The sequence below is a fragment of the Tepidiphilus sp. J10 genome (assembly GCF_006980785.1).
Lineage (GTDB): Bacteria > Pseudomonadota > Gammaproteobacteria > Burkholderiales > Rhodocyclaceae > Tepidiphilus > Tepidiphilus olei.
The window spans coordinates 21,313-41,634 of record NZ_SBHP01000003.1 but is presented as its reverse complement, the minus strand read 5'-3'; the positions used below and the strand labels follow the sequence as shown (position 1 = coordinate 41,634).

The 20,322-nt window shown below is 64.5% G+C and carries 21 protein-coding genes and 1 tRNA gene; 3 read left to right on the top strand and 19 right to left on the bottom strand.

The window, feature by feature from the left end; translation table 11 throughout:
* Nucleotides 1-248: 248 nt before the first annotated feature.
* Nucleotides 249-332 (bottom strand) — tRNA-Leu (locus tag EPD81_RS06040).
* A 16-nt stretch (nucleotides 333-348) separates the two neighbouring features.
* Between EPD81_RS06040 and queA the strand changes: the two genes are divergently transcribed.
* The gene (queA, locus tag EPD81_RS06035) at nucleotides 349-1,410 is read left to right on the top strand and encodes a tRNA preQ1(34) S-adenosylmethionine ribosyltransferase-isomerase QueA (protein WP_142804561.1); all 1,062 of its coding nucleotides are present in this window, start codon (nucleotides 349-351) and stop codon (nucleotides 1,408-1,410) included.
* Between the two features lie 23 nt (nucleotides 1,411-1,433).
* Nucleotides 1,434-2,555, top strand: coding sequence for a tRNA guanosine(34) transglycosylase Tgt (gene tgt, locus EPD81_RS06030; RefSeq protein WP_142804560.1), 1,122 nt, complete (start codon nucleotides 1,434-1,436; stop codon nucleotides 2,553-2,555).
* A gap of 11 nt (nucleotides 2,556-2,566) precedes the next feature.
* On the opposite strand, the gene EPD81_RS06025 is transcribed toward tgt, so the two are convergent.
* The 12 genes from EPD81_RS06025 to EPD81_RS05970 form a co-directional block, all read right to left on the bottom strand.
* On the bottom strand, nucleotides 2,567-2,776 hold the full coding sequence (locus EPD81_RS06025; RefSeq protein ID WP_142804559.1) for a YjfB family protein: 210 nt from the start codon (nucleotides 2,774-2,776) through the stop codon (nucleotides 2,567-2,569).
* 125 nt (nucleotides 2,777-2,901) lie between these two features.
* Nucleotides 2,902-3,981, bottom strand: a complete 1,080-nt coding sequence (modC, locus tag EPD81_RS06020) for a molybdenum ABC transporter ATP-binding protein (RefSeq protein WP_142804668.1) — start codon at nucleotides 3,979-3,981, stop codon at nucleotides 2,902-2,904.
* Nucleotides 3,981-4,646: a molybdate ABC transporter permease subunit gene (gene modB, locus EPD81_RS06015; protein WP_142804558.1), complete on the bottom strand. Its 666-nt coding sequence runs from the start codon at nucleotides 4,644-4,646 to the stop codon at nucleotides 3,981-3,983. Before modB ends, modC begins: the two co-directional genes overlap by 1 nt.
* Nucleotides 4,647-4,655: 9 nt before the next feature.
* The gene (gene modA, locus EPD81_RS06010) at nucleotides 4,656-5,444 is read right to left on the bottom strand and encodes a molybdate ABC transporter substrate-binding protein (protein ID WP_142804557.1); all 789 of its coding nucleotides are present in this window, start codon (nucleotides 5,442-5,444) and stop codon (nucleotides 4,656-4,658) included.
* Nucleotides 5,445-5,562: 118 nt separating this feature from the next.
* Nucleotides 5,563-7,197, bottom strand: coding sequence for a chaperonin GroEL (groL, locus tag EPD81_RS06005; protein ID WP_142804556.1), 1,635 nt, complete (start codon nucleotides 7,195-7,197; stop codon nucleotides 5,563-5,565).
* Between the two features lie 50 nt (nucleotides 7,198-7,247).
* On the bottom strand, nucleotides 7,248-7,538 hold the full coding sequence (groES, locus tag EPD81_RS06000; protein WP_142804555.1) for a co-chaperone GroES: 291 nt from the start codon (nucleotides 7,536-7,538) through the stop codon (nucleotides 7,248-7,250).
* A 170-nt stretch (nucleotides 7,539-7,708) separates the two neighbouring features.
* Nucleotides 7,709-8,719, bottom strand: a complete 1,011-nt coding sequence (locus EPD81_RS05995) for a class 1 fructose-bisphosphatase (protein WP_142804554.1) — start codon at nucleotides 8,717-8,719, stop codon at nucleotides 7,709-7,711.
* 143 nt (nucleotides 8,720-8,862) lie between these two features.
* A complete protein-coding gene (locus EPD81_RS05990) occupies nucleotides 8,863-9,627 on the bottom strand; it encodes an EAL domain-containing protein (protein WP_142804553.1) in 765 nt (254 codons plus the stop codon).
* Between the two features lie 55 nt (nucleotides 9,628-9,682).
* Nucleotides 9,683-10,669, bottom strand: coding sequence for a DUF523 and DUF1722 domain-containing protein (locus tag EPD81_RS05985; protein WP_142804552.1), 987 nt, complete (start codon nucleotides 10,667-10,669; stop codon nucleotides 9,683-9,685).
* The gene (gene pabB / locus EPD81_RS05980; protein WP_142804551.1) at nucleotides 10,647-12,416 is read right to left on the bottom strand and encodes an aminodeoxychorismate synthase component I; all 1,770 of its coding nucleotides are present in this window, start codon (nucleotides 12,414-12,416) and stop codon (nucleotides 10,647-10,649) included. The genes EPD81_RS05985 and pabB overlap by 23 nt, the downstream gene beginning before the upstream one ends.
* Nucleotides 12,417-12,420: 4 nt before the next feature.
* Nucleotides 12,421-13,011 carry a DedA family protein gene (locus tag EPD81_RS05975; RefSeq protein WP_142804550.1) on the bottom strand — a complete coding sequence of 197 codons (591 nt, stop codon included), beginning with the start codon at nucleotides 13,009-13,011 and terminating at the stop codon, nucleotides 12,421-12,423.
* The gene (locus tag EPD81_RS05970; protein WP_185955374.1) at nucleotides 13,011-14,396 is read right to left on the bottom strand and encodes an MATE family efflux transporter; all 1,386 of its coding nucleotides are present in this window, start codon (nucleotides 14,394-14,396) and stop codon (nucleotides 13,011-13,013) included. Before EPD81_RS05970 ends, EPD81_RS05975 begins: the two co-directional genes overlap by 1 nt.
* A gap of 231 nt (nucleotides 14,397-14,627) precedes the next feature.
* On the opposite strand from EPD81_RS05970, the gene EPD81_RS05965 reads away from it, so the two are divergent.
* Nucleotides 14,628-15,884 carry a D-amino acid dehydrogenase gene (locus EPD81_RS05965; protein WP_142804548.1) on the top strand — a complete coding sequence of 419 codons (1,257 nt, stop codon included), beginning with the start codon at nucleotides 14,628-14,630 and terminating at the stop codon, nucleotides 15,882-15,884.
* 2 nt (nucleotides 15,885-15,886) lie between these two features.
* On the opposite strand, the gene EPD81_RS05960 is transcribed toward EPD81_RS05965, so the two are convergent.
* The 6 genes from EPD81_RS05960 to recR all read right to left on the bottom strand — a co-directional run bounded on the left by EPD81_RS05960 (nucleotide 15,887) and on the right by recR (nucleotide 20,318).
* On the bottom strand, nucleotides 15,887-16,285 hold the full coding sequence (locus tag EPD81_RS05960) for a stringent starvation protein B (protein WP_142804547.1): 399 nt from the start codon (nucleotides 16,283-16,285) through the stop codon (nucleotides 15,887-15,889).
* A 2-nt stretch (nucleotides 16,286-16,287) separates the two neighbouring features.
* A complete protein-coding gene (locus tag EPD81_RS05955) occupies nucleotides 16,288-16,890 on the bottom strand; it encodes a glutathione S-transferase N-terminal domain-containing protein (RefSeq protein ID WP_142804546.1) in 603 nt (200 codons plus the stop codon).
* Nucleotides 16,891-16,998: 108 nt separating this feature from the next.
* Nucleotides 16,999-17,754: a cytochrome c1 gene (locus EPD81_RS05950; RefSeq protein WP_142804545.1), complete on the bottom strand. Its 756-nt coding sequence runs from the start codon at nucleotides 17,752-17,754 to the stop codon at nucleotides 16,999-17,001.
* Entirely contained in the window at nucleotides 17,751-19,016 is a 1,266-nt protein-coding gene (locus tag EPD81_RS05945; RefSeq protein ID WP_142804544.1) for a cytochrome bc complex cytochrome b subunit, read from the bottom strand. The genes EPD81_RS05950 and EPD81_RS05945 overlap by 4 nt, the downstream gene beginning before the upstream one ends.
* 16 nt (nucleotides 19,017-19,032) lie before the next feature.
* Nucleotides 19,033-19,623 carry a ubiquinol-cytochrome c reductase iron-sulfur subunit gene (gene petA / locus EPD81_RS05940; protein ID WP_142804543.1) on the bottom strand — a complete coding sequence of 197 codons (591 nt, stop codon included), beginning with the start codon at nucleotides 19,621-19,623 and terminating at the stop codon, nucleotides 19,033-19,035.
* A 95-nt stretch (nucleotides 19,624-19,718) separates the two neighbouring features.
* Nucleotides 19,719-20,318 (bottom strand): recombination mediator RecR, encoded by a 600-nt coding sequence (gene recR, locus EPD81_RS05935; protein ID WP_142804542.1) that lies wholly within the window; start codon nucleotides 20,316-20,318, stop codon nucleotides 19,719-19,721.
* Between the last annotated feature and the right edge of the window lie 4 nt (nucleotides 20,319-20,322).

Here is a 20,322-nt window from a genome sequence, read left to right as displayed (position 1 = left end):
AATTGTTTCGTACGTTTGTTTGAATAATAGCACAAAAAATTTTTGGAGCAATGGTTCGCGGAGAAAAATGCCGAGGAAGGGGAGGGAGAAACCAGGGAAGGGTCGTGCACCGCGAAAACCACTCCGAGTAGAATCCGGGCAAAGGGTCTTCGGTCGAGGTATCGAGGCGACAAGCCGCCCTGCAGCCGTCCATTTCGAGCTGCCGGGCATCGGCCCATCCAAGGGAAAGAATGCGTCTGATGATAGAATGCCGGGAGAGGGAGTCGAACCCTCACGGTGTTACCACCGGCGGATTTTGAGTCCGCTGCGTCTACCTGTTCCGCCATCCCGGCGCGGAAGAAAGATTATATGCAAGAACCCGAGCTGCGCAAAGCCCCGTCGCTGACGGTGCACGACTTCGATTTTTCCCTGCCGCCCGAACTGATCGCCCAGGCGCCGCTGCCCGAGCGCAGCGCCAGCCGCCTGCTCGTGCTCGACGACGAAGCGCTGCACGACCGGCTCTTTCGCGATCTGCCCGAATTCCTCGAAAAAGGCGACCTCCTCGTCTTCAACGACAGCCGGGTGATCCACGCGCGCCTCTTCGGACGCAAGGAAAGCGGCGGTGCGGTGGAGGTGCTCGTCGAGCGGCTCGTCGGCACACAGGAGGCGCTCGCCCAGGTGCGCGCGAGCAAGCCGCCGCGCCCCGGCATGCGCCTGCGGCTGGAAGAGTCCTTCGAGGTCGAAGTCGTGGGCCGCGACGGCGAGTTCTACCACCTCCGGCTCGTCGGAGAAGGCGATCTGCCCCGCCTCGTCGAGCGGCACGGCCGGCTGCCGCTGCCGCCCTACATCGCCCGCCCGGCCGAACCGGAGGACGAGGCGCGCTACCAGACGGTCTATGCCCGTACGCCCGGCTCGGTGGCCGCGCCCACCGCCGGCCTGCACTTCGACGAAGCGCTCTTGCACCGGCTCGCCGAGCATGGCGTGGACACCGCCTGGGTAACGCTGCACGTCGGTGCAGGGACGTTTCAGCCGGTACGCGTCGAGCGCCTCGACGAACACCGCATGCACCGCGAGCGCTACTGGATCCCGGAGGAGACGGTGGCGCGCATCGCCCGGGCGCGGGCACTCGGGCGGCGGGTGATCGCCGTGGGGACCACCAGTCTGCGTGCCCTGGAAGGCGCCGCCCAAGACGGAGAACTTCGCCCCGGCAGCGGCGAGACCGGGCTCTTCATCACGCCCGGTTACGAGTTTCGCGTGGTCGATGCGCTGGTGACCAACTTCCACCTGCCCCGTTCGACGCTGCTCATGCTGGTGTCTGCGCTCGCCGGGCTCGAGCGCGTCCGCCGCGCATACGCCCACGCGATCGCAAAACGCTACCGCTTCTTCAGCTATGGCGACGCGATGTTCATCCCGCGCCGCTTCGCGCGTTGAATTCCTGTCATCGAGGAATCCCCATGAGCGACACTCCCGCCTTTACCCTGCTCGCCACCGACGGAGCCGCCCGGCGCGGACGGCTCCAGCTGGCGCACGGCGCGGTGGAGACACCCATCTTCATGCCAGTGGGCACGTATGGCACCGTCAAGGCGATGACCCCGGCGGCGCTCGAAGACGTCGGCGCACAGATCGTGCTCGGCAACACCTTTCACCTGTGGCTGCGCCCGGGGCTCGAGGTGATCCGCCGCCACGGCGGTCTGCACCGATTCATGGGCTGGGCACGGCCGATCCTCACCGATTCGGGTGGGTTTCAGGTTTTTTCTCTCGGAGCGCTGCGCAAGATCAGCGAAGAAGGCGTGCGTTTCGCCTCCCCCATCGACGGGGCCCGCTGTTTCCTCACCCCGGAAGTCTCGATGCAGATCCAGACCGTACTCGATTCCGACGTGGTGATGATCTTCGACGAATGCACGCCCTACCCCGCCACGGCAGACCAGGCGGCCGAATCGATGCGCCTGTCGCTGCGCTGGGCCAAACGCTCGCGGGCCGAATTCGACCGGCTGGGGAATCGCAACGCGCTCTTCGGCATCGTGCAAGGCGGCATGTACGAGGCGCTACGCGACGAGTCGCTCGCCGGGCTCATGGAGATCGGCTTCGACGGCTACGCCATCGGCGGGCTGTCGGTGGGCGAACCCAAGGACGAAATGCGGCGCGTGCTGGAATACGTCGCGCCCAAGCTGCCGCAGACGCGACCGCGTTACTTGATGGGCGTGGGCACGCCGGAAGACCTCATCCACGGCGTGGGCGCGGGCGTGGATATGTTCGACTGCGTCATGCCCACGAGAAATGCACGCAACGGACTACTCTTCACCCGCTACGGCGACGTGAAGATCCGCAACGCGCGCTATCGCGAGGACACCGCCCCGCTCGACGAGACCTGCAGCTGCACCACCTGCCGCCATTTCACCCGCGCCTACCTGCACCACCTCTACCGTACGGGCGAAATTCTGGCGAGCATCCTCAATACCACGCACAACCTGCACTTCTACCTGACGCTCATGGCGGAGCTGCGCGCGGCGATCGAGCAAGGAAACTTCACCGAAACGGCGGCGCGGATCCTTGCCGAACGTCAGCGCGGCGTGTAGGGAGACGCGATTCAGGCGAAAATATTGACCGAATTGCCCAAGTGCGGCGGATTCGAAGCCGATATCGGCGCTTGTTGAATTTGCGGCAGCGCCGAGAGCAGCGCCTGCGCCGTGCTCTCCTGCACGTCGAGTGCTTTTCTCAGCACGGCGGTGCCGACCTGATCCTGCAGCTGCGCTTGCTGCATGGCGGTCATCATGCTGGCGACACTGACGGCATCCATGACGCACCCCCTTCTTTGATCCGGCTCATAGGGACATTGTAGATCATCGAAGCATTGCCGTGTTCCCCTGTCGGAACGACCAGCCCGCAGAGGTCGTATCATTTCCCTCGTCTTCGCCCGATGTTTCAGCGCAGCACCGCCACCGCTTTGATCTGCGCCCATACGGTTTGCCCGGGATGCAGATCGAGCCGGGCCGCGGAACGACGCGTGATCCGCGCGAGCAGAGCGGATTCTCCCACCGTGAGCCGCACCAAGGCGTCGGCCGGGTGTTCATCCTCGCCGATTGCTTCGACCCTGGCCGGCAACACGTTGAGCACGCTGGCATCCTGATGCGGCGAGCGCGCAAGGCTCACGTCGCGCGCGAGCACCCGCAAGCGCAAAGGGGCACCCAGGGGTAGATTTTCACGGCGCACCCACAGCCTTCCCCCGGGAAAGGAAACGCACATCAAGGCCCACGTTTCGTCATGCTCGGCAAGCTTCCCCTGCAAGACCACACCGGCCTCCTCGCCCAGGCGAATCGGCGTATCCAGGCGCACGAGCACCTCGGACAAGGGGCCGCTGGCCAGTACCTTGCCCTCGCGCAAAACCACTAAGTGATCGGCCAGGCGCGCGACCTCGTCGGGCGCGTGGCTGACGTAGACGATGGGAATGTCGAGCTCGTGCGGCAGACGTTCTAGGTAGGGGATGATCTCCCCTTTACGCCCGACGTCCAGGGCCGAGAGCGGCTCGTCCATCAGCAAGAGGCGCGGCGAGACGGCCAAGGCTCGGGCGATGGCCACCCGTTGGCGCTCACCGCCGGACAAAGTCTGGGGACGACGCTCGAGCAGTGGGGCGATCCCCAGCAACTCGATCGCCTGCTCCAAGGCGATGCGCCGCTGCGCCGGCGGGACACGCCGCAGACCATATTCGACATTGCCGCGCACCGACAGATGGGCGAAAAGGCTCGCCTCTTGGAAGACCACGCCGATCGCCCGGCGATGCGTCGGCACGAAAACTTTCTTGGCATCGTCTTGCCAGATTTCGTCGGCAAAGCGCACGAACCCTCGCGGGCGCATCAAACCGGCCAAGGCCCGCAGGCAGCTCGTCTTGCCCGAACCCGAGGGGCCAAAGAGGGCGCTCACACCCCGTCCGGGCAAGGACAAAGACACCCTGAGCGAAAAATCGGCGAAGTCGGCATGCAACTCGGCCTCGATACCGGCGTGCATCATCGCTTTCTCTTCCCGAAGAAGTTGAGCAGCAGCAAGACGGCAAAAGAGAAGAGGACGAGGACGAAGGCGAGCCAATGCGCCTCGCCATATTCCATCGCTTCGACGAACTCATAGAGCTGAACCGAAGCGACGGTCGTTCTGCCCGGGATATTGCCCCCGATCATCAGGACGACGCCGAATTCCCCCATCGTATGGGCGAAACTGAGCACGCCGGCAGTGAGAAAACCCGGACGGGCGAGCGGCACGGCCACGGTGAAAAAGCGATCCCACGGCCCGGCGCGCAAGGTGGCGGCTACCTCCAAGGGGCGATCGCCCAACGCTTCGAAGGCATTCTGCAGAGGTTGAACGAGAAAGGGCAAGGAAAAGATCACCGAACCCACCACGAGGCCGGAAAAGGAAAACGGCAGCAGCCCCCAACCGAGTTGCTGGGTGAGCCAACCCACCGGTCCATGGGGTCCCATGAGGAGCAGGAGATAGAAACCGATCACGGTGGGTGGCAGGACGAGCGGCAAGGCCACGACCGCGGCAATGACCTCCTTGAAGCGGGAGCGCGTGCGTGCGAGCCACCACGCGAGCGGCGTTCCTATCAAGAACAACACCAACGTCGTCACCGCGGCCAGACGCAGCGACAGGGCCAAGGCCGCCCAAGCGCCTGCGCTCATCGCACGAGCTCACTCGAAGGAATAGCCGTAGCGCCGGATGATCGCCCGCGCCGGTTCGCGCTGCAGATAGGCAAGCAGTTCAAGCGCTGCCGGCTCGTCTTTGCCCCGCACAAGCAAGACGGCGTCTTGCCGGATCGGATCATAATCTTCTTGCGGCACCAACCACGCCGATCCCTTCACTTTTCCGTCTTCATGGACTTGCGACAACGCGACGAACCCGAGCTCGGCCGCCCCGCTCACGACGAGTTGGTACGTCTGGGTGATCGATTGGCCCCTGACGATCTTTGGTTCGAGGCGCGCGGCAAGTCCTCGTTTCTGCAGGACTTGCATCGCCGCTTTGCCATAAGGAGCGAGCTTGGGATTGGCCACGGCCAAATGCGCGAATTTGCCCGTCTCCAGGATCTTGCCTTGGGCATCCACCAGAGGGCCGGGGCTCCACAGCACCAGTTTCCCCACCGCATAGGTGAAACGCGTACCCGGCACGGCATGGCCGTCGCGTTCGAGCGCGGCCGGTGTTTCGTCGTCCGCGGCCAGAAAGACCTGGAATGGAGCACCATGGACGATCTGGGTGTAGAAACCGCCGGTCGAACCGAAACTCAGGCTCACCTGATGCCCCGTCTCGCGCTCGAAAGAGGCGGCGATCTCTTTCATCGGGGCGCTGAAGTTGGCCGCCACGGCCACGATCACTTCGGCGGCCCAAGTCGGCGAGGCCATAGCCCACAGGCCGAGGAGCAGGCAGACCGCCTGCAGATGGGATCGACCCCGAGACGAAACCCGTTGCTCAGAACTTGGCTCCATTCCCTCGCTCCTCCTTGATAAGGCTTCAAGTGTAGCGCGAAGGGGCAAAAAAAGAGCCCCGCTCGCGCGGGGCTCCCGGATCTCGATCCCTGCTCCCGGAAAGGAGCAGCGCGAGAAATCACATGTCCATACCGCCCATGCCCGCCATGGGGTTGGCGGCGGGTTTGTCTTCCGGCAGCTCGCCTACCATGGCTTCGGTGGTGAGCATCAGGCTGGCGACGGAAGCGGCGTTTTGCAGCGCGGTGCGCGTGACCTTGGTCGGGTCGAGCACGCCCATCTCGATCATGTCGCCGTATTCGCCCGTGGCGGCGTTGTAGCCGAAATTGCCCTTGCCTTCGAGCACCTTGGCCAGGACCACGCTGGCTTCTTCACCGGCGTTGGCCACGATTTCACGCAGCGGCTGCTCGACGGCACGCATCACGATCTTGATGCCGGCATCCTGATCGTGGTTGGCGCCCTTGAGCCCCTTGGCGAGCACGGCCTCGCGGGCACGCAGCAGAGCCACGCCACCGCCAGGGACGATGCCTTCCTCGACCGCGGCGCGGGTAGCGTGCAGCGCATCCTCGACGCGGGCCTTCTTCTCTTTCATCTCGACTTCGGTGGCCGCACCGACCTTGATCACCGCCACGCCGCCGGCGAGTTTCGCCACGCGCTCTTGCAGTTTCTCGCGGTCGTAGTCGCTCGTGGCCTCTTCGATCTGGACGCGAATCTCCTTGATGCGCGCCTGGATCTTGGCCGGATCGCCCGCCCCGTCGATGATGGTGGTATACTCTTTGCCCACCTCGACGCGCTTGGCTTGACCGAGGTCGTTGAGCGTGGCTTTCTCGAGCTGCAGGCCGAGTTCTTCGGAAATGACCGTACCGCCGGTAAGGATGGCGATGTCTTGCAGCATGGCCTTGCGCCGATCGCCGAAGCCCGGGGCCTTGACGGCGCAGGTCTTCAGGATGCCGCGCAGGTTGTTGACCACGAGCGTGGCGAGCGCCTCGCCTTCCACGTCTTCGGCGATGATGAGCAGCGGCCGGCCGGCCTTGGCGACCTGCTCGAGCACCGGAAGCAGCTCACGAATGGAGCTGATCTTCTTGTCGTGCAACAGGATGTAGGGGTTGTCGAGAACGGCGATCTGCTTCTCGGCGTTGTTGATGAAGTACGGCGAGAGGTAGCCGCGGTCGAACTGCATCCCTTCGACCACTTCGAGTTCGTTTTCGAGCGACTTGCCGTCTTCGACCGTGATCACGCCTTCCTTGCCGACTTTCTCCATCGCTTGAGCGATGATGTCGCCGATCGACTGGTCGGAGTTGGCGGAAATGGCACCGACCTGGGCGATCTCCTTGCTGGTGGTGCAGGGCTTGGAGATCTTCTTGAGCTCGTCGACGATCGCAACGACGGCCTTGTCGATGCCGCGCTTGAGATCCATCGGGTTCATGCCGGCGGCGACGTACTTCATGCCCTCGCGCACGATGGCCTGGGCGAGCACGGTCGCGGTGGTGGTACCGTCACCGGCCACGTCCGAGGTCTTGGAAGCGACTTCCTTGACCATCTGCGCGCCCATGTTCTCGAACTTGTCCTTGAGTTCGATTTCCTTGGCGACCGACACGCCATCCTTGGTCACGGTCGGAGCGCCGAAGCTGCGCTCGAGCACGACGTTGCGACCTTTGGGGCCGAGCGTCACTTTGACCGCATTGGCGAGAATGTTGAGACCCGCCACCATCCGCTCGCGGGCTACGTCACCGAATTTGACTTCCTTGGCAGCCATGGATCATGCCTCCTGAAAAGTTTCCGAAAAGGGTTGGAGTCGCAGCGCGATCAGTCTTCGATCACGCCGAGGATGTCTTCTTCGCGCAGCACGAGCAGCTCTTCGCCCTCGACTTTCACGGTTTGACCGGCATACTTGCCGAAGAGTACCTTGTCGCCCGGTTTCACCGACATGGGGCGCACGCTGCCGTCTTCGAGGATCTTCCCGTTGCCCACGGCGATCACTTCGCCCTGATCGGGTTTCTCGCCCGCAGTGTCCGGAATCACGATGCCGCTGGCGGTCTTGCGCTCGGACTCCAGACGCTTGACGATTACGCGATCATGCAAAGGACGGATTTTCATGGTGTCGACTCCTCTGGTTCGGATACAGGGTTTGAACACACCCAACGGCGGCCCGTTGTTAGCACTCACCGTTGTCGAGTGCTAATAATAGGGGCCTTCGACCGAAATTTCAAGAGGGGCGACGCGCTTCGCGCCATTTCTTCGAAGCCGCGAGGCCTCGGGCAAGGGAATCAGGAAGCGTCGGATTCTTCGTGATAGGCCCGTACCCGCTCGACTTCTTCCATCGAACCCAAGATGACCGGCACACGTTGATGCAGCCGATGCGGAGCGATTTCGAGGATGCGCCGCCGCCCGTCGATGGCCCCCCCACCCGCCTGCTCGACGAGAAAGGCCATGGGATTGGCCTCATAGAGAAGGCGCAGCTTGCCGCCTTGGGCGCGGTTCTTCGCATCCAAGGGATAGAGGAAAATCCCGCCACGGGACAAAGTACGGTGCACGTCGGATACCATGGAAGCCACCCAGCGCATGTTGAAGTCGCGCCCCCGAGGTCCGTCCTTGCCGGCGATGAGCTCCTCGATATAACGACGCACCGGCGGTTCCCAGAAACGCATGTTGGAGGCATTGATGGCGAATTCGCTCGTCTGGTAAGGAATCGTCATGAACGGATGGGTATAGACGAAGTAGCCGAATTCCCGATCGAGCGTGAATCCATGCACGCCATTGCCGGTGGTGATGACGAGCTGGGTGGCCGGACCATAGATGGCATAGCCGGCGGCAGCCTGGGCGGTGCCCGGCTGCAGGAAGGAAGCCTCGGTCGGAATCGCCTCCCGATCGGGATTGCGTAGCACCGAGAAGATGGTGCCCACGGAGATATTGACGTCGATGTTGGAGGACCCATCGAGCGGATCGAACAAAAGCAGGTAGCCGCCGCGCGGATACTCGAAGGGGATTTGGCAGATTTCCTCGACTTCTTCGGACGCCATGGCAGCGAGGTGCCCGCCCCATTCGTTGGCCTGCAGCAGCAGTTCGTTGGCGATGACGTCGAGTTTCTTCTGGACTTCACCCTGGACGTTCTCCACACCGGTCTCGCCATGCACGTCCCACAGCTTCCCTTTGGAGATGGTCACGGCGATGGCCTTCACGGCACGGGCGACGACCTCCACGAGGAGCCGCAGGTCGGCATCGAGCCGTCCGGCGCGTTGTTCTTCGATGAGGAATTGCGAGAGGCTGACACGGCGCATGGGAAAGACTCCAGCGGTTGGCGAAAAAAAGAATTATCGCGCCAAGAACGACCCTTTGCCACGGGCACGAAGGCGCTCCATGAGCAAAAAGTTCCCGGATCAGCTGCGAACCATGGCGCGCGCTCGCGCAGACGAGGCGCCCACTACGAAGGCCAGCGCACCGGCGGCAAACACTCGAACCCCGGCTTGGCGAAGAAATACCCTTGCATCAGGTGCACTCCGCGGGCGGCGAACCACTGCGCCTCCTCGGCCTGCTCCACGCCTTCGGCGAGCACCTTCACGCCCAGCTCCCGACAGGTGAGCAGCAATCCCTCGAGGATCGCCTGCTTGACGCGATCACGATGCGCATCGCGCACCAGGGCCATGTCGATCTTGATGAGATCGGGCACGAAGCGCGCCAGCATGTTCAGCCCCGAATGCCCCGCGCCGAAATCGTCGAGCGCGGTGAGAAATCCGCGCGAACGGTAGTAGGCAAAGATGTTCGTGAGATGATCGACCTCGTCGATGCGCTCCCCCTCCGTCACCTCGAAGAGGATTTTCTCGGCGGGAAATCCGCATTCCCTTGCTGCCTCCAGGGTGCTGCGGATGCACAGGGAAGGCTCATAGACCGCATTGGGCAGGAAATTGATGCTCAGATATCGATCCAGCCCCAGGCGGCTCGCCAAGGTGATCGCGCGCACACGGCAGGCTTGATCGAAGGCGTAGCGGTTGTCGTCGTCGACCCGACCGAGCACGCTCATCGCCGGCTCACCCTGGGGACCGCGCACCAGCGCCTCGTAACCGAAGACCTCGCGCCGAGCCACGTCCACGATGGGCTGAAAGGCAAAGCTGAACGCAAACCCCAGTCCCTCGCGGCAACGGTCGCACCCCGCTCGCAGCGTTTCTTCCTGTGGAAATACGGTGGGCATTCTTGGATCTCCGGCGTTTGGGCGATGGACCCATGATAGCAGCCGCAACGGTTCCCTACAGCGCGTTGCGCAACCCCAGCCGGGGCGGATGCGGCTCCAGATAGACCTGCTGCGCCAGATAAGGATCGGGATGGCGGCGCAGATGGTGACGCAAGAGCACCATCGGCGCGACGAGCGGCACCACTCCCTGGCGATACTGCGCGATGAGCTCCTGCAGCTCCTGGCGCTCCTCGGACGGCAATACCCGACGCAGGTAACCGGCCAGATGCTGCAGCACGTTGGCGTGCGTGCCGCGCGTGGCGCGCCGCCTCAGGGCGGCCATGAACGCCGGAAAATAGTGCGACGCGAACGCCTCGGGCGTCTCCTCGCCGAGTCCGGCCACCATACGCCCCAGGGTACGGTAACCCGCGGGGTCGTGCGCGAGCAGCAGATACTTGTAGCGTGAATGGAACGCGACGATCGCCCCGCGCGTGAGTCCCGCGGCGAGCAGGCGTCGCCACTCGCCGTAGGCCCGCACCCGGACGACGAAATTCTCCAGCAGCACTGGATCGTGCAACCGCCCCTCCTCCTCGATGGGCAGCTCCGGCAGCCGGCGCGCGAGCGTGGCCGCGAAAATGCCGCTGCCGAACTGCGGCGGCCGATCATCCTGCCGATAGACCTTGACCCGAAAAAGACCACAAGAAGGCGAGCGCTGCATGAGAATGACCCCGCTCACCCCCGAGAGCGTCGCCGCCGCGCGCTCGGCCCATTCTTGCAGACGTTCGGTGACGTCGAGCGAGGCATCGCTCACGCCCACGGCCCGGGGAGATTCGGGCGAACCGACGAGGCGGATGGGCGGGCGCGGCGTGCCCAGCCCGATCCCCACTTCCGGACACAAGGGCACGAAGTCGAACGCCTGACCCAGCAGCTCGACGCACAAGGCCGAGCGCTTGTGCCCGCCGTTGTAGCGCACCGGCTGCCCCAGCACGCAGGCGCTCACGGCAAGCTTCAGGCGCTCCGCCCCTTGTAGGGCCTGACTTTCATTCCCCACACCCTGGCGCATCGTTTTCCTCCTCCCGCATCAAGACCACCGACACCCAACCGCGCAAGGCATTGAGAAAAGCAAGCTCTTCGGCTGAGCCGAGCTCCTCACGGCGGATCCGTCGTTCGACGAGCCGCCCCTGCGTCAAGAGTATGCGGCGCATCACTCCATCGAGCAAACCACAGCACAGCGGCGGGGTATACCACGTTTCACCGAATCGCACCGCGACGTTGCCGCGCGTGAATTCGGTGAGCTCACCTGCTTCGTTCCACAACAAGGTGTCGAATACCCCAGCGCGGGCGAGGACCTCGTAGGCTTCGCGTCGGGTCGTCTTGTAGCGCACGAACTCGCTCGTGCCATCGATGGGCGAGCGGGCGAGCATCACTTTGGGACGATCCGGCGTGCCGGGCACGGCATCGACATCGACCGACACCTTTCCCTCGGCGTCGAGCAACAAGCGCAGGCGCCCCGCCGGCTCGGGCCAAGAAGCCGCGGCCGAGCGCACCGCCGCCTCGAGCACGGATTCCTCACAGGGATAGCCGAAATGCCGCGCTGCACGCAACAGGCGTTCCCGATGCAACGGCCAATGGGCCACCGCCCCGTTTTCCACGCGCATCGTCTCGAGTAGCTGAAAAGGACGCGCCGCCCGTTCGAGGAAAACGCTTTTGACGCGCCACTCACGCGCCTCGCTCTGGGCCCTCGCATCGGCGGTGATGGCGCTGCCGATCCCGCAACGCGCCCGCCCCTGCACGATCTCGACGGTGCGGATGGGTACGTTGAACGTCGCGTCCCCACCGGGACGCACCACTCCCATCGCGCCGCAATATACGCCCCGCGGCCCCTGCTCCAGACGGCGAATCCAATGCATCGCCCGAACCTTGGGCGCACCGGTCACCGAGCCGCAGGGAAAAAGCGCCGAGAAAACATCGACCAGGCGCACTTCTCGCCGCAGCACGGCCTCGACGTCGGAGCTCATCTGCCACACCGTCGGCCAAGCCTGCGTATGGAAGAGCCGCGGCACGCGCACTCCTCCCGGTTGGGACAAGCGCGAGAGATCGTTGCGAATGAGATCGACGATCATCACGTTTTCCGCCCGCTCTTTCTCCTCCGTGCGCAAACGCAGCGCCTGGCGTGCATCCTCTTCGGGGGAATTCCCCCGCGGCGCGGTCCCTTTCATCGGACGGCACAGGATCCGATCTCCCACGCGGTCGAAGAAGAGCTCCGGCGAGACGCTCGCCACCCGACGCCCCTCACCCGTGTCGAGAAAGAGCGCATACCCTCCCGGCTGCGCCCGGCGCAAGGCAAGAAAGAACGCCAGCGCGTCCCCCGAAAAGGAGCTCTCCACGGGCGCCGTGAAATTGAGCTGGTAGAACTCCCCCTCGGCGATCGCTCGATGGATGCGCGCCACCGCCGCCGTGAAGGCCGCATCATCCAATGTCTTGCGCCAAGCCAAAGGGGCATATTCTCCCGCTGTGATGGACTCTGGCCAGGGAGCGAGCCGTTCGAAGAGTGCGAACCAGACTAGAGGCGCTCCCGGCTCCGGAGCATGGATCTCCAAGGCAGCATCGAACGCGGCGGCCGCCTCATAGCTCAGGTATCCCACGGCCCACAGCCCGGCCCTCGCCGCAGCCTCGACCCGCTCGAGCACGATCGGGACCTCTGCGAAACGCTCGGCCTGCAGCACGCTGCGCAGTCCCGCGAAACGCCCCCGCAGCGGCACGTCCTCCGCTCTCGGTGCGGCAAAATCGATCCACGCTTCGGGAGTCACGCCCTCACCGCCCACTTTTTACCCTCCGACGACGCAACCCGCCCCGGCGCATCACCCTGTGCACCACCAGCACCAGCACGGCCAGCGCCCCCATGATCCAATACTCGTAACGGCCGAGCTCGTCGAGCCAGACCTCGACCGCGGCACCGAAGAGGTAGCCGGCGAGCACGATCACCGCCGCCCACAAGAGCGCCGACAGGAAATTGAGCGGCACATAGAGCTGCACCGGAATGCGGCTCATGCCCATGGCGATCGGCAAGGCGATGCGCAACCCGTAGAGAAAACGCATCAGCAGGATGAGTTTTACCGGATGGTTCTCGATGAGCACGAGGGCCCAGGTGATCTTGCCGCGCAAACGAGGCAAAGTCTCCAGCACCCAGCGCCCGTGCCTCCGACCAAGCCAGAAGAAGAACAAATCCCCCATCGTACCGGCAAAGGCCGCCACGGCCCAGACGAGCCAGGGATCGAGATATCCGCGCCGCGCGGCGTAGCTCGCCAGGAGCAGGATCGTCTCCCCTTCGAGAAAGCAACCGACGAACACCGCCAGATAACCGTACTGCGATACCAATGAAGGAAAATCGAGCGAGAACGTCATCACGCCTCCTTCGTCCTGCACCGCGACAACGCCGCATCGGCCACCGTGCGCAGCGTCAACGCCAGCCCACACGACACCAAGGCAAGGCCCACCAGCAGCCCGATCCAGAAACCGAACACTCCCAACGGGCGACCGAACGGCCCCCCTTCATAGCCGAGCCAGGCCCCCAGAGGGATACCCACCAGCCAAAACGCCCCGAGCATGAGGAGCATGGGCAGCAGGGTCACATGATAGCCGCGCAAAGCGCCCATCATGCACGCCTGCGTCGCGTCGAACACCTGCCATAATGCCGCCAGCACCAGGAGCGAAGCCGCGAGATCCCGCACCGCCGGATCCGAACTGTAGAGCGCCGTGATCGCATGCCGCCCCGCCAGCACCGGCCCCATCATCAGCACCCCGATCGCCAGCCCTACCGCCACTCCCATCCAGGCGAGCCACCTTGCCCGCGCCGGATCGCCCGCGCCCAGGCTCTGCCCCACCCGGATCGCCAACGCCGCGCCGATACCCGCTGGCAACATGAAAAGGAGCGAAGCCACGTTGAGCGCCACCTGATGCGCCGCGATCTGCACCGGCCCGAAGCGCCCGATCAGCACCGCGATGCCCGTGAAGGCCGCCACCTCCGCGAGCCCCGCCCCGCCCATGGGCAACCCTAGACGCAACAGGCGTTTCTGCCCCTCCAGGCTCGGCCAACTCCAGCCGCCACGCCAGAGGCGAAACGGCGCATAGGCCGGCGCGAACGCCGTCCACAGCCCCATCACCACGAGGCTGCACCACATCCCGATCGCCGTGGCCCAGCCACATCCCGCGCCCCCCAGAGCCGGCGCCCCCAATCGGCCGTAGATCAGCACCCAGTTGAAAAACGCGTTGATCCCGAGCCCGAGAAACGCTATCGTCATGATCGGTTTGGGCCGGTCCACGCTCGCCGAATAGAAGGCGAGCGCCCGGAATATCAGCGCCGCCGGCAGACCGCAGCCGATTCCTTCCAGGAAAAAGGTCGTTTTCTCCGCCAGTTCCGGCTCGATCCCGAAGGCGCGCAACACCGCCGGCACGAAAGGCAAGGCCGCCAGCGGCACCAGCGAAGTCCAGAGCGCCAGCCACATCGCCTCGCGGGTATCGCGCACGATGGCGCGATGATCCCCCGCCCCATAATGCCGCGCCACGAAGGGGCTCACCGCCTGCACCACGTTCATCAGGCCGATGAAGACCGGAATCCACAGCGCCACCCCCAGCCCCACCACCGCCTGCTCCTGCGCCCCCGCGTGCCCCGACATGGCCGTATCCACCAGCCCCATGAGCACGAACGCCACCTGCGACAACACCATCGGCCCGGCGAGGCGGAGCAACGCCCGGATTTCCGACCAGGGTTCGCACCCCCTTTCGCTCATCGTTTTCTCACCGAGAGCGTACCGGAGGTGAAGACGCCCGTAGCCGAGCCGATGAAAGGCGACGTAAGGTACGAGAAAGTGCAACGAATCATTCGAATTCCTCGACCGAGGGGAAACCTCGAAGTCTGCCACGAAAGCCATCTGCACGCGTAGCGTGTTTTTTTATGCGCTACACTGTTCGACATGCAAGGCAGGTGACTTCCCATTTCGTCCGATGGAGACAGGATCCCCATGAAAACCCTCGTGATCGGTGCCGGCGTCATCGGCGTGTCCACGGCCTGGGCCTTGTGCGAGGAAGGGCATACGGTGACGCTGGTGGATGCGCGGGAGGCGCCTGGGCGTGGCGCGAGCTATGCCAACGGCGCCCAGATTTCGGTGAGCCATCCTCAGCCCTGGTCCAGCCCCAGGGCGCCCTTGATCGCCCTGGAATCACTGGGACGCGAGGACGGGCCTTTTCGCTGGCGCCCCTCGCTCGATACCGCGCAATGGTGCTGGCTCACGGCCTTCCTGCGGGAATGCCTGCCGTCGCGCCACGAGCGTAACACGCGGGCGATCGCGCTGCTCGCGCGCCACAGCCTGCAGGTGCTGCGCCGCTGGCGCGAAGCGCTCAGCCTGGAGTACGACGTGCAGACCCGCGGCATCCTGCACCTCTTCTTCACCCCGCGCGACTGGGAAACCGGGCGGCAGCACGAGGCGGAACTGCGCGAGATGGGGATCACCGTTCGGGCGATCTCGCCCGCCGAGGCGGTGGAGATCGAGCCGGCGCTCGCGCCGGTGGCCGCGAAACTCTGCGGTGCCCTCTACGCGCCGGAAGACGAATCCGGCGACGCGCGCCGTTTCTGCGAGGAGATGGTGGAGCGGCTACGCCGGGCCGGGGCCGAGGTGCTCTTCGAGACGCACTGGAGCGGCTGGCGTCTGGGCAAGGGCCGCTGCGAGGCGGCGCGATTCGAGGGGTCGGCCGGAGCCTTCGAGCTCACGGCCGATGCGATCGTGGTCTGCGCCGGCGTGGATAGCCCGCGGCTGCTCGCGCCGCTCGGCATGGAGGCACCGATCTATCCCGTCAAGGGCTATTCGCTCACGGCCCCCATCCTCGCGCCGGAGCGCGCGCCCACCGCCTCGCTTACCGACGAATCGAAGCGCATCGTCTGCTCGCGGCTGGGGAACCGCCTGCGAATTGCCGGCACGGCGGAAATCGCCGGCTACGACGATTCGGTGCGTCCGGAGCGCATCGCGCCCCTGAGACGCTGGGCGGAATCGATGTTGCCCGGCGTGGCGGATCTGGAAGCGGCCGAAGCCTGGGCCGGGCTGCGGCCCATGACGCCGGGCGGCGTGCCGCTCATCGGGCGCAGCCCCATGGCCAACGTGTGGGTGAACACCGGCCACGGTTCGCTGGGTTGGACGCTCGCCTGCGGTTCGGCGCAGGCGCTCGTCGCTCGCCTCGAAGGGAAAACGCCGCCCGGGCTGGAAGCCTTTCCTTTCGTGGGCTGAGCCTATTTCACCACGCGCAGAAACCCTTTGGCGGGTTTTTCTTCCGGACCCTCGGGCGGGGTCGGTTCGCCGTCGGGTTCCGGCGCGGTGAACATCTCGTCGGGCAGCGCGATGCCGTGCCCGGTCTCGCGCGCGTAGATCGCGATGATGTTTTCCGCCGGCAGCCAGACGTCGAAGACCTTGCCGCCGAAACGGGCCTGGAAGGAGATGCCGTCGGGTTCAAAGGCGAAACGGTTGGTCGCCTCCGGTCCGAGGTTGAGCACGATGACTCCATCCTGATCGTAGCCGCGGGGCACGCGCGCCCCCTGGACCTTGGCGCTGACGTAGGGCGTGAGCCCGCGGTCGAGGCACCAGTTGTAGAGCGCGCTGGCGAGGTAGAGTTTGGCCGAAGGGGGTAGCATCGTCACTTCCTCATGAGTTTTTCGGCAGGCGAGAGGGCGTCGATGAATCCCTGGCGGCTGAAAAGGCGCTCGGCATACTTCATGATCGGCGAGGCAGCCGAGGGCAAGGTGATGCCGTAGTGCTCGAGCCGCCACAGCAAGGGCGCCATCGCCACGTCGATCATCGAGTAGTCCTCACCGAAGAGGTACTTCTGGCGGTTGAGGATGGGCGCGAGTTGCACCAGCTGGTCGCGGATCGTCTGGCGCGCCTGCTCGCGCGGCGCCTCTTCTTGCGCATCTTCCAGCACGCGCATGTGGCGGAAGAGCTCGTTCTCCAGCGTCTGCAGCAGCTGGCGCGCGCGGGCACGCAGGATCGGATCGGGCGGCATCAGCTGCGGATGGGGAAAGCGTTCGTCGATGTACTCGTTGATGATGTTGGGCTCGAAGAGCACGAGTTCGCGATCGACGAGCACCGGGACCCGCCCGTAGGGGTTGATACGGGCGACGTCGGCCTGTTTGTCGAGCAGATCGACGTCGGTGACTTCGAAATCCATCCCCTTTTCATAGAGGACGATGCGACAACGATGGCTGAATGGATCGACCGATCCCGAATAGAGGTTCATCATGGTGTGCGTCTCACGAAGAAAAACGAACGCACCCCGGCCGGGGTGCGTGCGTGGCGACGGGGCGCGGATCCTGCCCGGCCGGGCTGCGGCGCCCCGCCGCAGCTGGGTTCAATGGACGTCTTTCCAATACGCTTTCTTGAGCGCATAGGCGAGCGCAAAGAACACCGCCAGGTAGATCATCACCCAGATGCCGATGGATTTGCGTTTCTCGGCGATCGGCTCGCCCATCCACTGCATGAACGAGACGAGATCGGCCACCATCTCGTCGTATTCCTGCGGGCTCATCGTTCCGGGCTTGGAGAGCACGAGCTCGATCGACTGGGTACCATCGGGGTTTTGAGTGATTTTGGCCGTCTGCTCGCCCTGAAGTTCCCAGAAGACGTGCGGCATGCCGGCCCCCGGGAAGACGACGTTGTTCCAGCCGTTGGGACGGGAAGGATCGCGGTAGAAAGAGCGCAGGTAGGTGTAGACCCAGTCCGCGCCGCTGCCGAACTCGGAATTACGCTGACGCGTCACCAGCGTGAGGTCGGGCGGAGCGACCCCACCGAACCACCTCTTCGCGTCCTGCGGCCGCATGGCGATGGTCATGAGGTCGCCCACTTTCTTGTCCGGCGGCAAGAGCTTTTCCTTGATCTCGTCTTCGGTGAAGCCGATCTCGGTGAGCTTGTTGTAGCGCATGAAGCTCGCGGAGTGGCAGGCGAGGCACTCCGCGACGAAGGTCGTCGCGCCGCGCTTGAGACGCTCGAAATCCGTAGAAAGCGGCGCCTTGTCGAGTGGCACCCCTGCGGCTGCGGCAAAAACGAGCGCGGGGGCGAAAAGGACGGCCGTGAGCAGCCGCTTGGCATGGACGATGAGGTTCTTCATTTCCAGGTCACCCTTTCCGGTTCGGGTTTGCAGGGATCGATCTTGCTGTACCAGGGCATCAGCAAGAAGAAGGCGAAATAGAGCACAGAGCAGATCTGCGACACCAGCGTGCGTCCCGGCGTGGGCGGCAATACGCCGAGATACCCGAGAATGAAGAAGGAGATGACGAAGATCGTGAGCGCGGTCTTGTAGATCGGTCCCTTGTAGCGAATGGATTTCACCGGCGAACGGTCGAGCCAGGGCAGGAAAGCGATGATGATGACCGCCGCGCCCATGGCGACCACACCCCAGAATTTGGCGTCGATGCCGAAGAGCGGGTAGGTGACGGCGCGCAGGATGGAGTAGAACGGTGTGAAGTACCACACCGGCGCGATGTGCGGCGGCGTGACCATGGGATCGGCCGGGATGAAGTTGTTGTACTCGAGGAAGTAGCCGCCGCCCTCGGGCATGAAGAAGAGCACCGCGAAGAAGACGATGAGGAAGCCCGCCACCCCGACGATGTCCTTGACCGTGTAATACGGATGGAAGGGGATGCCGTCGAGCGGGCGGCCGTTGGCGTCTTTCTTCTTCTTGATCTCGATCCCGTCGGGGTTGTTGGAGCCGACTTCGTGCAGCGCGATGATGTGCGCGGCCACGAGCAGCAGCAGCACCAGCGGCACGGCGATGACGTGCAGTGAGAAGAAGCGATTGAGCGTGGCATCCGACACCACGAAATCGCCGCGGATCACGGTGGAGAGATCCGGCCCGATGACGGGGATCGCCGAGAAGAGGTTGATGATGACCTGCGCCCCCCAGTAGGACATCTGCCCCCATGGCAGCAGGTAGCCCATGAAGGCTTCGGCCATCAGGGCGAGGAAGATGAGCACGCCGAAGATCCACACGAGTTCGCGCGGCTTACGGTACGACCCATAGAGCAGCCCGCGAAACATGTGCAGATAGACGACGATGAAAAACGCCGAAGCGCCGGTGGAGTGCATGTAGCGGATGAACCAGCCGCCGGGCACCTCGCGCATGATGTACTCGACGCTGGCGAAGGCCACGGGGATGCCGGAAGCGTTGAGCGAGGCATCCGGCTTGTAGTGCATCACGAGAAAGATGCCGGTGACGATCTGGATCACCAGCACGAGCAGCGCCAGCGAACCGAAGTAGTACCAGAAGTTGAAGTTTTTGGGTGCGTAGTATTCGGTGAGGTGCTCCCGGATCGTGGAGGTGAGCGGGAAGCGCTCGTCGATCCAGTGCAACAGTCCTTTCTTGGCAGTCATGTTCTTTCCTCGCGCGTCAAGCTTTGTCTTCGCCGATGAGGATCTTGGTATCGGTCAGGTATTGGTGCGGCGGCACGGTGAGGTTCGTCGGCGCCGGTTGGCTCTTGAACACGCGTGCGGCGAGGTCGAAATGCGAGCCGTGGCAGGGGCAGAGGTAGCCACCCAGCCAGTCCTTGCTGATACCGCTCGCCTCACCCTTGGCGAACTTGGGCGTAGGGGAGCAACCGAGGTGGGTACAGATCCCGACGACGACGAGATATTCCGGTTTGATGGAACGGTGCCGGTTCTTGGCGTAGGGAGGCTGGATGGATTTCTCGGAATTCGGATCGGCAAGGAGCGGTTCGACTTCTTCGAGCGTGGCGAGCATCGCCTCGTTACGGCGCAGGATCCAGACGGGCTGGCCACGCCATTCGACGGTCATCATTTCGCCCGGGGCGAGCTTGCTGACATCGGCTTCGGCCGGCGCGCCGGCCGCCCTGGCGCGATCGGAAGGCGTGAGACTGGCGACGAAGGGAGCCGCTGCGGCAACCACGCCGGCTCCTCCGACGACGGAGGTGGCGATCAATAGCTGCCGCCGGTTGTCGTCCAACGTTTGATCCTTGCTCATGGCGCGAATCCTCGAGAGATGGGAAGACGGAACAAATTTGCAAATTATAAAGGATCGACGGGAGGCGTCCAAGAGGAATGCGGTGGCTCGACGCTTCAGGTGGCGTCGAGGCGGCGGCGGTCGATGAGCGCGTGCGCCACGGTGGCAGGATCGACGTATTCGAGCTCGCCGCCGAGCGGCACGCCGCGCGCCAGGCGCGTGACCGCCAACCCACGCGCTCGCACGCGTTCGGCGATCCAGTGTGCCGTGGCCTCGCCTTCGTTGGTGAAGTTGGTGGCGAGCACCACTTCGCGCACCTCTGGAGCAGCGAGCCGCTCGAGCAAACGCTCCAGCTCGAGCTCTTTGGGGCCGATGCCATCGAGCGGCGACAAGCGCCCCATCAGCACGTAGTAAAGGCCACGGTAGCTGTGGGTTTGTTCGATCGCTTCCATGTCGGCGGGCGATTCGACCACGCAGACGAGGGTGGCGTCGCGCGCCGGATCGCTACAGCGGGCGCACACGGCGGTCTCGCTGAAGGCATTGCAGCGCGCGCAGTGCGTGAGGGTGGTGAGCGCCGCCTCGATCGCCCGGGCCAGCCGCTGCGCGCCGCGCCGCTCGCGTTGCAGCAAGTGGTGCGCCATGCGCTGCGCGCTCCTTGCGCCGACGCCCGGCAGGCAGCGCAGCGCCTCGATGAGTTCGTCGAGCGGCGTGGGCATGGAC